The following is a 13,709-nucleotide window of genomic DNA, read 5'->3' on the forward strand; positions in this document are numbered from 1 at the left end:
TGCCCACATCGGTGACATGCGTGATCGAACACGCCGGCTCTGGGACGAACAGACCCGCCTGGTGGGTCCGCGACGGGGCCTGTATGCAGCAGTCGCGGACGTCGTGGACGTCCGAGAGGTGCTCTACCCGGGGTTCGTACGTCGACCTGACGCCAGCCTTCGTCTGGCCGCGCGTGACCTTCGTGGACACCGACGCCCGCGCGAAGCGATTCTTCGACGACGGGCCGACGGGGATCCGTCACCTGCTCGTCGAGCAGGGCGTGGACCCGGACCGTCACACGGTGGCGTTCATCCACGACGACTACACCAACCCACTCGACCTCGACGCCTCCATGGTCCCCAAGCGTGACCAGCGAATGGTTGGACGAGACTCCGTCCACTTTCGACGAATCTTCAGGATTGTTCTTTACAGGAACGATCAGGCAGACCTAGGGTGCTTTTTGGAGAACCGCCCGTTCCATCGGGGCGATTGTTTGGTGGATTCTCCGGCGACATCCACGGGGGCTGGACATGCCAAAACAGGGCGACAACAAGAACAAGCCGGGCAAGGGCATGAAGCCCGGCAAGGGCGGAAACGACAAGCCGAACGACGGTGGGAAGGGCAAGCCGAACAAGGGCAAGAAGGTCGGGCACGGTGACCTCGACAAGAAGATCACCAAGGCGGTGGTCGACGACGGAACGCACAATTTCGGTCGTCTCGTCGAGATCAAGGGCAACGTGAAGTCGATGGTCGTGACCGACCAGCAGGCCGGACAGATGGCCGGGCTGATGGTCGATGATCCGCCGGACACCGCGGCGGGCGAGTCGAGCATCCCCTCGGGCTACACCTTCTTCGGACAGTTCGTCGACCATGACCTGACCCTGGACGACGGTTCGATCCTGGGGTCCCCGGTCGACCCGTCGACGATCGAGGACATCCGGACCCCGTTCTTCGACCTCGACTGCGTCTACGGGCTCGGCAAGACCGGATCCCCGGGCATCTACGACGGTGATCGTCTCCGGATCGACCAGCACGACGCGGCCGACGACCTGCCCCGTGACAGCGCCGGGCTGGCCCTGATCGGTGATCCCCGCAACGACGAGAACACGGCTGTCTCCCAGTTGCAGCTGGCCTTCCTCAACCTCCACAACGCAGTGCTGGACGGGATCGCCACGACACCGAGCCTCAAGAAGGGCGGCGAGAGCGACTTCGCTGCCGCCCAGCGGCTCACCCGGTGGCTCTACCAGTGGGCAGTCGTGCACGACTTCCTGCCCCGGGTGGTGGGCCAGGCCCTGGTCGACGACATCTTCCAGCCCCACGGGAACCGGCCGGTGCGCACGAAGATCTTCGACTGGAAGAAGCGCATCTTCATGCCCGTGGAATTCTCCGTGGCGGCGTACCGGTTCGGTCACTCCATGGTGCGTGCGACCTACCCGCTCAACGCGTCCAGGCCGGACGTGGCGTTCTTCGGCAGTGGTGTGGACATGCAGGGCTTCCGGCCGCTCCCGGCGGGCCACACCATCGACTGGGACCACTACTTCCAGATCGACGGGTCCTCACCGGTCATGGCCCGGACGATCGACACCCACCTCGTTCCCCCACTGCACGACATGCCATCGAGCGTGGTCGGGACCGGGCTCAAGAACCTCGCGCACCGCAACATCATGCGCGGCCACACCCTGGGCCTGCCGTCCGGGCAGGCCGTCGCCAAGAAGCTCGGAGCGGCGCCGATGTCGGACAGCCAGCTCGGTCACCCCGGCGGCGGCGACGCCCCGCTGTTCTGGTACGTGCTCAAGGAGGCCGAGATCACCCAGGGCGGTCAGCGACTGGGCGAGGTCGGCGGCCGGATCGTCGCCGAGGTCTGTGCAGGCCTGTTGGCAGGCGATCCGACGTCCTACCTCAACGCCTCCCCGGCGTGGACCCCGGGAGCGCCGTTCACGACCACGGGCAACGTGACCGTTCCCGACCTCCTGAAGTTCGCTGGAGTCGCCTGAGCGGCCGCGATGCCCCGCGAACACCGACCACCTGTCCACCCGGGTGGAGGAGACCCGCGGGGTCGGAGACCCGGCCGATGGTGCGAGCAGTGGCGGCGGTCCACGGATAGCGTCCCGCGCCATGGACATGCTGATGGACGCACAGATCGCCGAGGCCGGGTTGGCCGACTGGCGCAAGCTGGCCCAGGGACTGCACGCCCGCTACGTGGTCGACGACTTCGGCACCGGCGCACGGTTCGTCGCCGCCGTCGGCGAGGCGGGCGACGCGCTGGGACACCACCCCAGCGTGTCGATGGGCACGGGCCACGTCGACTTCAAGCTGGTCAGCGACGACGCCGTCCACCGCGACGACGACGGCACCGAACTCGTCCTCCAGTGGGTGACCCAGCAGGACGTCGACCTCGCGTGGCGGATCACCGAGATCGCGGTCGACCACGGTGTCGCGGCGGAGCCGGGCTCGGTCGGCATGATCGAGCTCGGCCTGGACACGCGGCAGTCGGCGACCATCGCCCCGGTCTGGGCCGCCCTGCTGACCGGCAACGCCGAGGCCCAGGGCCACGGGTCTCCCAGCGACGAGATCCGGGACGCGACGGGGCGGGTTCCGAACCTGTGGTTCGGGGACGCCTCCGACGACGGGACGTCGGGCCAGCGGTTCCACGTCGAGGTCTACGTGGCACACGAGGTGGCCGAGCAGCGGATCGCCGCCGCCGTCGCCGCGGGTGGGACGGTCGTCGACGACACCGACGCGCCGTCGCTCACGGTGATCGCCGACCAGGACGGCAACCGGGGAGTCCTGTGCGTCGCCGAGTCCCCAGCAACGACGGACTGAACCGGATGGTGGACGAGCGGATGTTGGTGGTGGTCGCCCACCCCGACGACGAGACCTTCGGGACCGGCTCGCTGTTGGCCCATGTCCACCGTTGCGGGGCGTCCGTGACGGTGGCGTGCGCAACCCGGGGCGAGGCCGGCGACCCGACGCCGGGCAGCGTCCCGGACGGCACGAGCCTGGCCGAGGTGCGAGAGGCCGAGCTGCACACTGCGGCCGCGATGCTCGGGGTCGACGACGTCGTGGTGTGGGACTGGCGGGACTCCGGGATGGACGGCGAGCCGGCGTCCGACACGCTGTGCGCAGCACCGCTCGACGACGTGGTGAGCGCGGTGGTGGAACTGGTCGAGCGCCGTCGGCCGACCCTCGTCGTGACGCTGGACGGCAGCGACGGCCATCGTGACCACGTCCGGGTCCGCGACGCCACGCTGGCCGCAGTGGCGGCGGCGTCGTGGTCTCCGGAGCGGGTCTACCTCCACTGCCTCCCGCGACGGCTCATGCGACGCTGGGTCGAGGAACTGGCCCGACGCAACCCCGAGGCTGCGCACCTCGGGCTCGGTGAGCTCGGGACACCGGACGACCAGATCACGACCCTGCTGGACACCAGCGACCTGCTCGACCTGCGCGAGCGGGCCATGGCCGTGCATGCGTCCCAGACCCCGCCGTACGACGTGATGCCCCCCGACCTGCGTCGGGACTTCCTGGCGACCGATGCCCTCCGTCGCGTGCAGCCGCCCTGGCCCGACGACGCCCCGCGCGAGTACCAGGTCTTCTGATCGGGGTCGTGGCGCCTCGTTCCCCGGACACGCCTTGCCTCGTCCGGCACGCGTCCGTGCCGGCGACACCGTCCGTGCACGGGCGCCGGGAGGTCGACCGATGAGTGGTCCACGGGGTGGCCCCCGGCTGGAACCCGCGACCCGGGTCGGCGGGGCCGGGCTCCTGGCTCTGCTCGTCACCTACGGGGTGGGACGGCAGGCCTTCGGCCTCTTCGTCCCCGCGTTCCAGGACGAGTTCGGGCTCTCGCTGGCCACCCTGGGATTCGTCGCGAGTGCAGCCCAGGCGGCCTACCTCGCCGTCATCGTCGCCACGGGCCTGCTGGCTGCCCGGCTCGGAGCCCGCGTCCCGGTCGTGGCGGGCTGCGTGGTGCTGTCGATGGGGGCGGCCCTGGTGGCGGGGGCACCCGGCCCGGTGGCGTTGGCCGTGGGCGTCACCCTGGCCGGAGCCTCAGCCGGCGGCACGTGGGCGCCGTTCGCGGACGCGGTGTCCCTGCAGGTGCCCGAGGCCAGTCAGCCGCGGGCACTGTCGCTGGTGAACACGGGCGCGCCCTTCGGGTCGGTCGTGGCCAGCGTCGGCGTGCTGGTCGTCGACGACGACTGGCGCATCGCCTGGGTGCTCTTCGCGGCCCTGGGCGTCGTCGCCGCGGTGGTCAACCTGCGCGTGCTGGCGACCTCGACGTCGCGCACGGTGCGACGTCGCCCGCGTCCGTCCTGGCGGTGGTTCCTGACACCACGGTCGGTGCGGCTGTTCGTCGTCACCCTGGGCGCCGCGCTCGCCAGTTCGGCCTACTTCACGTTCGTGCCGGCGGTCATCGCGTCCGCTGGCCAGCCCAGCTGGACGGGACCAGCCATGTGGGCGCTGCTCGGCCTGGTCGGCGGTGGTGTCGGCGTCTTCGCCGGCGACCTGGCAACGCGCGTCGGGTTGCGACGCACCCTGGCGGCGAGCTGGATGGCCATGGCCGCCGCGTTCGGGGTGCTGGTCGCTGGCCCCGGATCGGCGGTGGTGGGGCTGGGATCGGCGACCCTGTTCGGCGTCGGGTTCACGGTGGGCTACGGCCAGATCGTGGTGTGGAGCCAACGCGTGTTCTGGGACCGACCGACGACGGGGTTCACGACGACGATCCTGTTCAGCGCCACCGGCTTCGTCGTCGGGCCGGCCCTGTTCGGGGTGCTGGCCGTCGGAGCGGGTCGCTCCGTGGCGCTGCTGCTCGCGGCGATCCCGGCAGTGGTCGCCGCCGCGGTCCCGCCTGCGCCCCGGTACCGCCGCCCACTGTGGCGTCGGCGCCCACCCGCGGCGCCCTGAGGTCCGGTGGTCAGGCGACCCCGACCAACGACAGGTGGACCGTCCGGGTGTGGTTGTCGACGTTGGTGTCGACCAGGACCACCGACTGCCAGGTCCCCAGGAGCGGGCGCCCGTCCCGGATCGGGATGGTGGTCGACGGAGCCACGAACGCGGGCAGGACGTGGTCCGCGCCATGGCCGGGCGATCCGTGGTCGTGACGCCAGCGGTCGTCGCGGGGGAGCAGGTCGTCGAGCACGCCGGACAGGTCCGGCTCGCTCCCGGCGCCGGTCTCGAAGATCGCGATCCCGGCGGTGGCGTGTGGCACGAACACGTTCAGCAACCCGTCGCCGTCGTGTCGCCGGGCGAACGCGGTGACCTCCGCGGTGAGGTCGGTGAAGCGCTCGCGTCCGGTGGTGATGGTCAGCTCGTGGTGCTGCACGTCGATGGCTCCCTGTCGAGGTTGGATCGGGCGATCCTGCACTGGTTCCGGGCTGCCGGCACGGCCCTGCCCGTCACGGGTAGGGTGCCCTGCCGCCCGGCAGGCCGTCGTCGTGACCCCCGGGCATCCGTGGAGGGTCCCGTGGCCGCACTGCTCGCCCTGTCGTCAGCGATCGCCTTCGGGTTCGCCGACTTCCTCGGCGGCCGCGTGGCCACCCGGGCGCCGGCACTGACCGTCACGGTCGCGACCCAGGTTGCGGGCCTGGCATTCGTGCTGCTGCTCGCGCCGTTCGCCGGCGGCGACCTCTCGGCCGCGGCCCTGGGGATCGGGGCGCTCGCAGGGGTGGCCGGGGGCACGGGCCTGGTCGCCTACTTCCGGGGACTGGCCATCGGGCCGATGGGGGTGGTGGCCCCGCTGACCGGTGTCGTGGGTGCGATGCTGCCCGTGCTGGTCGGTGTCGCCCGTGGCGAGCAGGTGGGCCCGCTGGCCGTCGTCGGGATCGTCGTCGGGCTGGTTGCCGTCGTCCTGTCGACCCTCGACCCCGCCGGCGAGCACGAGGTCGGGGCGCCGACCGGGATCACCCCGCCCGCGTCCGTGCTGGCCCGGGCCCGCGGCCACGTCGCCTCCGGAGGCGCCGCGGGCCCGCTCTTCGGCCTGCTGGCCGGGCTGCTCTTCGGGGCGTTCTTCGTCCTGCTCGACCTGTCACCCGACGGGTCCGGGCTGTGGCCGTTGGTCGGCGCGAAGATGGCGAGCGTGCCGGTGCTCGGTGTCCTGGCCCTGGCCCGGCGGCGCGCCTGGCCGCAGCGTCGCGACCTGGGCCAGGTGACCCTGTCCGGCGTCCTGGACGCCGTCGCCAACGGCCTGTTCCTCTTCGCGACCCGCACCGGTCTGCTGGCACTCGCCGGGTTGCTGTCGTCGCTGTACCCGGTCGTGATCATCCTGCTCGCTCGCCAGGTCCTGGGGGAGCGACTGCGACGTGTCCAGGTGGCCGGGGTGGGACTGGCCCTGCTGGCGGTGGTCCTGGTCAGCGTGGGCTGAGCGCGCTCGGCTGCCGCCGGGGCGATCGGCCCCCGCCAGGGTCAGCCGTTGCCGAACAGGCGGGCCAGGAATCCCGACCCGCGGTTCGACGAGCGGTCCTCGGGCGTGCACTCACAGCGTCCACCGGCGGGGACATCGCGCATCACCTGGTCGACGTGCTGGCCACAACCGGCCCAGGTGGTCTTGGAGCAGGTGGAACAGGTCGCGGCACGGCACATGGGTCGAACATCCTTCGTGGGCAGGGTTCGCTGGCGTCTGCCAACAATTGTACGGACAATAGGTCGACCGTGCGCTGGCCACGAGCACACCCCCGGACCACGGGGTCCGGGGGTGTGGACGATCCCGACCCTGACGAGGGGGAGTGGGCGGGATCGAGGGGCGGCGCGGGGCGACGCCGCCGGTCAGTCGTCGTGGACCTCGCGGGCGCCGCGGCCGGCGTCCCAGTCGGTGTACTGGTAGGGGTTGTCGAACAGTTCCTGCTCGGGCAGCTCGGGGCTCATCCCGCCCGCCCAGTCCTCCGGCCCGAGCTCGCCGGCGAGGAAGTCCACCGTCGCCGACACCTCGTCCTTCGCGCGCTGCAGGTCGTCGCCGACCAGTTCGCCGTCGTGCTTGACGACCCGTCCGTCGACGACGACCGTGTGCACGTCGCCGCGGCCGGCCTGGAACACCAGGTGGCCGTAGGGGTGCAGGATCGGGAACATCGCCGGGTTGCGGTCGTTCTTGACCAGCACGACGTCGGCCCGCTTGCCCGGGGTGAGGCTGCCGACCAGGTCGTCGATCCCCAGCGCCTCGGCCCCGCCCATCGTGGCCCAGCGCACCACCTCCTCGGCGCGCAGTGCGTGGTGCACCACGGTCTCGCCCTCGGACTGGGCGTCGAAGTGCTCGCGGGCCCGGTCCGCGCTCAGGGTCGCCCGCATCGCCGAGAAGACGTCGCCGGACCACCACACGCTGGTGTCCATCGACAGGGAGATCGGGATCTGGTGGCGGCGCAGCATGAACGTCGGGGGATAGCCCTGTCCGGCGTTCTGCTCGCTCTCGGTCGACACCGAGGCGTGCGCGCCCGAGGCTGCGATCCGGTGGTAGGAGTCCTGGGAGAGGGTGGAGGCGTGGACGTAGGTGACCTGGTCGTCCATGCAGCCGTGCTCGGACATCAGCCGGATGCTGTTGTCGTCGGTGGCGCCCCACACGCCGGCATGGGTCGTGACCCGCAGGCCCAGCTCGCGTGCGGCCTCGAAGGCGGCCTTCTCGGGGAACTCCGGGTCCCCCGTCACGTCGAAGGCCAGTTGAAGGGTCAGCAGGTCGTCGCGGCTGCCGCGCCGTCGTTCGACGAACGACGCCACGTCGGGGCTGGGCGCCCATTCCCACGGACCCTGCTGGATGTTGCCGTAGGCCAGCACGAACCGTCCCGGGACGGACTCCAGGGCGTCGGCCGCGGCTTCGGCGTGGTCGACGGTCTGGAGGCCGTGCGACCAGTCGACCGTGGTGGTCACCCCCGAGTCCAGCGACTCCACCCCGGCCAGGAGGTTGCCGGCGTGGATGTCCTCGGGTCGGAAGGTCTTGCCGTGGTTGAGGTAGTAGAAGACGAAGTACTGGGTGAGGGTCCAGTCCGCCCCGTAGCCACGCATGGCGGTCTGCCACATGTGCCGGTGGGTGTCGATCATCCCCGGCATCACGATCCCGCCCGCGGCGTCGACCTCGACCGTGCCCTCCGGGACGTCGAGGTCGGTCCCCACCGCCTCGATGCGGCCGTCGACCACCAGGACGTCACCGTCGGTCACGTCCCCGAGGGACGGGTCCATCGTCAGGACCAGCCCGTTGCGGAAGACCAGTGGTCGGTCGTCGAAGTCGGTCGCGGTGGTGGCGTCTGCCATTGGTCGGTCTCCTCGGTCGTCACCCGGTCAGTGGCGGCCGGGGGGAGGCCGGACCGGGCAGGGCTGGGTGCTCGCTGCATCGGTGTACGCATGGCGGACGTTGATCCGCTTGGCGGACGTGTGTAGTCTCGGCGCGAGACCTCCCCCTGTCAACCCCTTTCGCCAGATCCGCCCGGCACGGGTCCCGGCGGCACCCACCGAGGAGCCTCATGATGCGCCTGCTGACCACGATCGCCAGGGCCATGGTCGCCGCACCGTTCGTGGTGCTCGGGCTCGACGCGGCACGTGAGCCGGGCGGTCGGGTCGACCTGGCCCGGGACCTGGGCGTCCCCGAGCCCGAACTGGCCGTGCGCGCCAACGGCGTCGGCATGGTCGTCGGTGGTGCGGCCGTGGCCACCGGGGTGGCACCCGCGGCGGGAGCCGTGACGGTGGCCGGGTTGATGGTCCCGACCACGCTCGCTGCGCACGCCTGGTGGCGCGACGAGGACCCCGCGGAGGCGAAGGCTGACCGGATCCAGTTCTGGAAGAACGTGGGCCTGGTGGGTGGGCTGCTGGTCGTCGCGGCCGCGAGCCGACACCAGGACCAGCCCTGATGCGGGAGCGCGCAGGCCGGGGGAGCCACGGGACCGCTCGCGGGGTCCGGCGAGGGGGACGCCATCGCCGATCGTGACGCGGGCAAGGACTTCGTGGAGTCCATCGCACGGGGCCTGGACGTGGTCCGGTGCTTCGGTGCCGATCGGCCCCGGATGTCGCTGTCGGACGTGGCCTCGGCGACGGGGCTGGCGCGCCCGACGGCTCGCCGCATCCTGATCACCCTCGAGGAACTGGGCTACGTCCGCAGCCAGGACGGTGGTTTCACGCTGACCGCCCGGGTACTCGAGCTCGGCATGGCCTACGTCCATGCCCAGGGACTGTGGGCGCTCGCCCGTCCACACATGGAGGACCTGGTCGCCCGCACGCACGAGTCGTCGTCCATCGCCCAGCTCGACGGGTCCGACATCGTCTACGTCGCCCGGGTCGCCGTGCCCAAGATCATCACCTTCGCCGTGTCGATCGGCACCCGCTTCCCCGCGCTGCAGACCTCGCTGGGCAAGGTGCTGCTGGCCGGGCTGGACCCGGCCGAGCTGGCCGACGTGCTCGCCCAGCCCAGCCGGTCGGGCATCACCCCTCGATGGCAGCCCGACGACGACGAGCGCGACGCGGCGCTGCGCCAGGTCCGGGCCCGCGGCTGGGCCATGGCCGACGAGGACCTCGCGCCCGGCATCCGCTCGATCGCCGTGCCCCTGCGGGACGGCGCCGGCACGGTCGTCGCTGCCCTGAACACGACCGGCCACGCCGCCGAGACGTCGCGGGAGGTCCTGGTCGACCAGCATCTCCCGCGGCTCCTCGAGGCCGCCAGCGCGGTGGGTGCCGACATCGCCCTCCACGACGAGGTCCCGCACCTGCGGGCCGCCACCTGAGCGAGGCTCCCCGCACGGACCTTGACACCCCGCGACTGGGCTGCCACCATTCGGACATCTGTCCGCCATACGGTCACCTCGGAGTCCACGCGTGTCCCAGTCCCCCTCGTCCTCGTCGACCGGACCGCTCGCCGGGCTGGTCGTGGCCGACTTCTCGCGCATCCTCGCCGGCCCCTACGCCACGATGCTGTTGGCCGACCTCGGCGCCCGGGTCGTGAAGGTGGAGAGCCCGGGGGGCGACGACACCCGCAGCTGGATGCCGCCGGTCCGGGACGGCGAGTCCACCTACTACCTGGGCGTGAACCGCAACAAGCAGTCCATCGCGCTCAACCTCAAGGACGACGACGACCTCGCGACCGCCAGGGCCCTGGCCGACCGGGCCGACGTCCTGATCGAGAACATGCGTCCCGGCGGCATGGCCAGGTTCGGGCTGGGCCACGACGACGTCGCGGCGACCAACCCGGGGGTCGTGTACGCCTCGATCACCGGGTTCGGCACGGCCGGTGGGGCGAAACTGCCGGGCTACGACCTGATGGTGCAGGGCATGTCCGGGCTGATGAGCCTGACCGGCTCGCCCGACGGGCCGCCCTACCGCGCCGGGATCTCGGTGTTCGACGTCATGACCGGCATGCACGCCGTCATCGGGATCCTCGCCGCGCTGCACCACCGTGACGAGACGGGCGAGGGCCAACTGGTCGAGGTCAACCTGTTGTCGTCGGCCCTGTCCGGACTGGTCAACCAGTCCAGTGCCGCCGTCGCCGGGGACGTCACCCCGACCCGGATGGGCAACGCCCACCCCAGCCTGTTTCCGTACGAGCCGCTGCCGACCAAGGACGGCGAGATCATCGTCATCGCCGGCAACGACGGCCAGTTCCGCCTGCTGTGCGACGTCCTGGGCGTCCCCGAGCTGGTCGACGACGAACGCTTCGCCTCCAGCGACCTGCGCACCGAGCACCGTGACGAGCTCCAGCCGCTGTTGGAGGCCCCGCTGGCCGAGCACACCACCGACGAGTGGTTCGACCGGTTCCGCGAGGTCGGACTTCCCGGTGGCCCGGTCTGGACCGTCCCCCAGGGCGTTGCCTTCGCGACCGAACTGGGCCTGGACCCGGTGGTGGAGGTGGGCGACGACGACCGGCGCATCCCGAGCGTGCGCAACCCGATCCGCTTCTCCGACACCCCCGCGGGCTACCACTCGGCGCCCCCGCTGCTGGACGAGCACGGTGACGACGTCCGGGCCTGGTTGGCCGGCGACGACGAGGACGTGGCATGAGCGACGGCCCCGCCTTCCGGACGTCGCTGGGGACCTCGGACGCCACGAGCATCACCCTGCTCGGCCACGACCTCGCCGACGAGATCATGGGTGAGGTCGGGTTCGGCGAGCTCGCCCTGTGGCTGGTGCTGCGGCGTCGTCCGGAGCCGGGCCAGGTCCGCGTCTTCGAAGCGGTGCTGGCCAGCCTCGCCGACCACGGGTTCGTGCCGACCGCGATCGCGGCCCGGATGACCTGGCTGAGCGCGCCGGACTCGCTGCAGGGCGCGGTCGCCGCCGGGATCCTCGGGGGCGGGTCGCGCTACCTGGGCGTGACCGAGGACTGTGGCCAGTTCCTTGCTCGCGCGGTCGACGAACTCGACGACCTGCCCACCGACGAGGACGGCTGGGACGACGTGGCTCGTGACGTGGTGTCGACCGCCCGGGCCGACAAGCAGATCATCCCCGGCCTGGGCCATCCGACCCACACCCACGACCCCCGGGTGGAGCGCCTCGCGACGATCGCACGCGAGGCGGACCTGTTCGGGCCCTGCATGGAGCTGTTCGCCGCGATCGGGCGGGTCCACGGCGAGATCATCGGTCGGACGCTTCCCCTCAACGGCGCCGGGGTGGGTGGCGCCGCGCTGGTCGACGCCGGCTTCCCGCGGCACCTGTTGCGGGGTGCGGCCCTGCTCGCCCGGACCGCCGGCGTGCTCGGACAGGTCGCCGAGGAGGTCGACCACCCGATCGCCAACGACATGTACCTGTCGATCCACGGTCGCACCGACTACGTGGACCCGACCACCGACACGTCCGAGACCACCTGACCCACCGCGGCGCGCCGGGCGCGCCGCACCCAACCCACCGCCGACCGACAGGAACCCACCATGGCGCAGGTCGTCGCCGTCATCGCCTCGACCCACCACCCGTTCTACTACAAGGCGTCCAACGCGACCGGCGAGGAGCGACCACCGTTCGCCGACGAGTGGGTCGAGAAGGTCACGAACTTCCGGGCGACCCTGACCGCGGCCGATCCCGACGTGCTGGTGATGGTCGGCAGCGACCACTTCCACCAGTTGTGGCTCGACAACATGCCCCAGTTCCTGGTCGGCAAGGCGCCGTTCTACGACGCGAACTGGCACAACGAGGAACGTGAGTTCGGGTTGCCGCGCATGACCCTTGCGGGCCACGAGGAGTTGTCGGCCCACATCCTGCGCCAGGGGATCGACGCGGGCTTCGACCTGGCGTTCAGCAACGAGTTGCGCATCGACCACAGCATCACCTGCCCGATCATCACGCTGCGGCCCGAGGCCGACCTGCCGATCGTGCCGATCTACACCAACATTTTCGCGCCGCCCCTGCCACAGCCACATCGGTTCGTCGAGCTCGGGCGCACGATCCGCAGCCTGGTCGAGTCGTGGGAGTCCGACCTGAAGGTCGCGATCATCGGCACGGGTCACCTGTCACTGGAGCTGGGTGGGCCTCGCCAGTTCGGGCCGACCGGGCCCGACCCGGACTTCGACCGCCGGGCGGTCGAGTGGATCGCGAAGTGTGACACGCAGAACTGCCTCGAGGGGGTCAGCCTGGAGAACCTGTGGGAGCCGGGCAACGCCACCCACGGGTTCATGGACTTCATGCTGATGATGGGCGCGGCCGGCGACGACACGCCCGCCGACTACGTCGACACGCTCGACCTGTTCCACACCATGGAGGCCTACTTCACCTGGTATCCCGGGGGCCCACCCGAGGGTGCGCCGACCCGGACCTACGAACAGGGGGCGCCGGCATGAGCAAGTACCTGCTGAACAAGTTCCTGTTCACGGTCGACCGCGACCCGGAGCTGGTCGCGCGCTATCGCGACGAGCCGGCAGAGCTGGTCGCCTGGTGGGAGGACACCCTCGCCAACCGGATCCTGGGCACCCACACCGGCGAGGACAGCACCTGGCTGGCGCTGGCCGACGACGAGCGCCGGGCCCTGGTCGAGCACGACTACGTCACCCTGTTCGAGATGGGTGCGCATCCCTTCCTCACGCTGACGCTGTTCATCGCGATCTACGAGGAGTCCCACGACGAGCCCCTGGGCTTCCAGCTCGAGTACGCCGAGAAACTCGCCCACGTCACCCTGCCCCACCCCGACATCTCCACCTGACGCGTGTCCGACCGGTGGGACCACGGGCCTCGTCCGAACGTGTTCGACCTCGTCGCGGTCTTCCCTACGGTGGAGGTGGCACCGGCGACAGGTCGAACACATGGTTGGTGGTGGCTCCGGACTCGGAATCATCTTCCGCACCCGGACCGAGCGTGACGCGAAGGCCTTCATCGAGGAGCGCGCACAGCGCGACCACGGCGGTTCGCGCAGTCGAGCCGAGCTGGTCGCGATCGTGACGATCGCCGTCGTCACGCTGGCGGTCTGGGGCGTCGTGGGGTTGGTCGGATGATGCGGCTGCACCACGTCCAGCTCGCGATCCCGCCCGGTGGCGAGGACCGAGCACGGGCGTTCTGGGGTGACCTGCTCGGCCTCGACGAGGTGGCCAAGCCGGCGGCGCTGGCGGCGCGTGGCGGCTGCTGGTTCCGGGGCGGCGAGGTCGAGCTGCACCTGGGCGTCGAGGAGCCGTTCGCACCGGCCCGCAAGGCCCATCCCGGGATCCTGGTGGGCGACCTCGACGACCTGGTCGGGCGCCTCGCCGGCGCCGGCATCGGGGCACGGTCCGACGACCTGTTCCCGGGCCACCGGCGGGTGTACGTCGACGATCCGTTCGGCAACCGGCTGGAGTTCCTCCAAGCCGAGTGAGTGCCG

16 protein-coding genes are annotated in these 13,709 nt (G+C 71.2%); 13 read left to right on the plus strand and 3 right to left on the minus strand.

What is annotated here, in order from left to right:
• Nucleotides 1–510 precede the first annotated feature (510 nt).
• The 4 genes from KR546_RS07285 to KR546_RS07300 all read left to right on the plus strand — a co-directional run bounded on the left by KR546_RS07285 (nt 511) and on the right by KR546_RS07300 (nt 4,879).
• On the plus strand, nt 511–1,974 hold the full coding sequence (locus tag KR546_RS07285) for a peroxidase family protein (RefSeq protein ID WP_238444044.1): 1,464 nt from the start codon (nt 511–513) through the stop codon (nt 1,972–1,974).
• A gap of 121 nt (nt 1,975–2,095) precedes the next feature.
• The gene (locus KR546_RS07290; protein WP_238444045.1) at nt 2,096–2,803 is read left to right on the plus strand and encodes a 4a-hydroxytetrahydrobiopterin dehydratase; all 708 of its coding nucleotides are present in this window, start codon (nt 2,096–2,098) and stop codon (nt 2,801–2,803) included.
• Between the two features lie 5 nt (nt 2,804–2,808).
• The gene (locus KR546_RS07295) at nt 2,809–3,576 is read left to right on the plus strand and encodes a PIG-L deacetylase family protein (RefSeq protein ID WP_238444046.1); all 768 of its coding nucleotides are present in this window, start codon (nt 2,809–2,811) and stop codon (nt 3,574–3,576) included.
• A 100-nt stretch (nt 3,577–3,676) separates the two neighbouring features.
• A complete protein-coding gene (locus tag KR546_RS07300; RefSeq protein WP_238444047.1) occupies nt 3,677–4,879 on the plus strand; it encodes an MFS transporter in 1,203 nt (400 codons plus the stop codon).
• A gap of 10 nt (nt 4,880–4,889) precedes the next feature.
• Here KR546_RS07300 and KR546_RS07305 read toward each other — a convergent pair whose 3' ends face one another.
• Nucleotides 4,890–5,297: a secondary thiamine-phosphate synthase enzyme YjbQ gene (locus KR546_RS07305; protein ID WP_238444048.1), complete on the minus strand. Its 408-nt coding sequence runs from the start codon at nt 5,295–5,297 to the stop codon at nt 4,890–4,892.
• A 141-nt stretch (nt 5,298–5,438) separates the two neighbouring features.
• On the opposite strand from KR546_RS07305, the gene KR546_RS07310 reads away from it, so the two are divergent.
• Complete coding sequence (locus KR546_RS07310) at nt 5,439–6,335, plus strand: EamA family transporter (RefSeq protein WP_238444049.1); 897 nt, start codon at nt 5,439–5,441, stop codon at nt 6,333–6,335.
• Between the two features lie 41 nt (nt 6,336–6,376).
• Here KR546_RS07310 and KR546_RS07315 read toward each other — a convergent pair whose 3' ends face one another.
• A complete protein-coding gene (locus KR546_RS07315; protein ID WP_238444050.1) occupies nt 6,377–6,553 on the minus strand; it encodes a hypothetical protein in 177 nt (58 codons plus the stop codon).
• 183 nt (nt 6,554–6,736) lie between these two features.
• The gene (locus tag KR546_RS07320) at nt 6,737–8,206 is read right to left on the minus strand and encodes an amidohydrolase family protein (RefSeq protein WP_238444051.1); all 1,470 of its coding nucleotides are present in this window, start codon (nt 8,204–8,206) and stop codon (nt 6,737–6,739) included.
• Between the two features lie 209 nt (nt 8,207–8,415).
• Here KR546_RS07320 and KR546_RS07325 point away from each other — a divergent pair, with 209 nt between their 5' ends.
• The 8 genes from KR546_RS07325 to KR546_RS07360 all read left to right on the plus strand — a co-directional run bounded on the left by KR546_RS07325 (nt 8,416) and on the right by KR546_RS07360 (nt 13,703).
• A complete protein-coding gene (locus KR546_RS07325; protein ID WP_238444052.1) occupies nt 8,416–8,799 on the plus strand; it encodes a DoxX family protein in 384 nt (127 codons plus the stop codon).
• A 63-nt stretch (nt 8,800–8,862) separates the two neighbouring features.
• Complete coding sequence (locus tag KR546_RS07330) at nt 8,863–9,666, plus strand: IclR family transcriptional regulator domain-containing protein (RefSeq protein ID WP_420804244.1); 804 nt, start codon at nt 8,863–8,865, stop codon at nt 9,664–9,666.
• Between the two features lie 91 nt (nt 9,667–9,757).
• Complete coding sequence (locus tag KR546_RS07335; RefSeq protein WP_238444054.1) at nt 9,758–10,936, plus strand: CaiB/BaiF CoA transferase family protein; 1,179 nt, start codon at nt 9,758–9,760, stop codon at nt 10,934–10,936.
• A complete protein-coding gene (locus KR546_RS07340) occupies nt 10,933–11,739 on the plus strand; it encodes a citryl-CoA lyase (RefSeq protein WP_238444055.1) in 807 nt (268 codons plus the stop codon). The genes KR546_RS07335 and KR546_RS07340 overlap by 4 nt, the downstream gene beginning before the upstream one ends.
• A 60-nt stretch (nt 11,740–11,799) precedes the next feature.
• Complete coding sequence (locus tag KR546_RS07345; RefSeq protein ID WP_238444056.1) at nt 11,800–12,702, plus strand: DODA-type extradiol aromatic ring-opening family dioxygenase; 903 nt, start codon at nt 11,800–11,802, stop codon at nt 12,700–12,702.
• Entirely contained in the window at nt 12,699–13,061 is a 363-nt protein-coding gene (locus tag KR546_RS07350; protein WP_238444057.1) for a hypothetical protein, read from the plus strand. Before KR546_RS07345 ends, KR546_RS07350 begins: the two co-directional genes overlap by 4 nt.
• 100 nt (nt 13,062–13,161) lie before the next feature.
• Complete coding sequence (locus KR546_RS07355; RefSeq protein WP_238444058.1) at nt 13,162–13,350, plus strand: hypothetical protein; 189 nt, start codon at nt 13,162–13,164, stop codon at nt 13,348–13,350.
• Nucleotides 13,347–13,703: a VOC family protein gene (locus KR546_RS07360; protein ID WP_238444059.1), complete on the plus strand. Its 357-nt coding sequence runs from the start codon at nt 13,347–13,349 to the stop codon at nt 13,701–13,703. The genes KR546_RS07355 and KR546_RS07360 overlap by 4 nt, the downstream gene beginning before the upstream one ends.
• The last annotated feature ends 6 nt before the right edge of the window (nt 13,704–13,709 follow it).

Origin of the sequence: Salsipaludibacter albus (assembly GCF_019798055.1) — a bacterium.
GTDB classification, from domain to species: Bacteria; Actinomycetota; Nitriliruptoria; order Nitriliruptorales; family Nitriliruptoraceae; genus Salsipaludibacter; species Salsipaludibacter albus.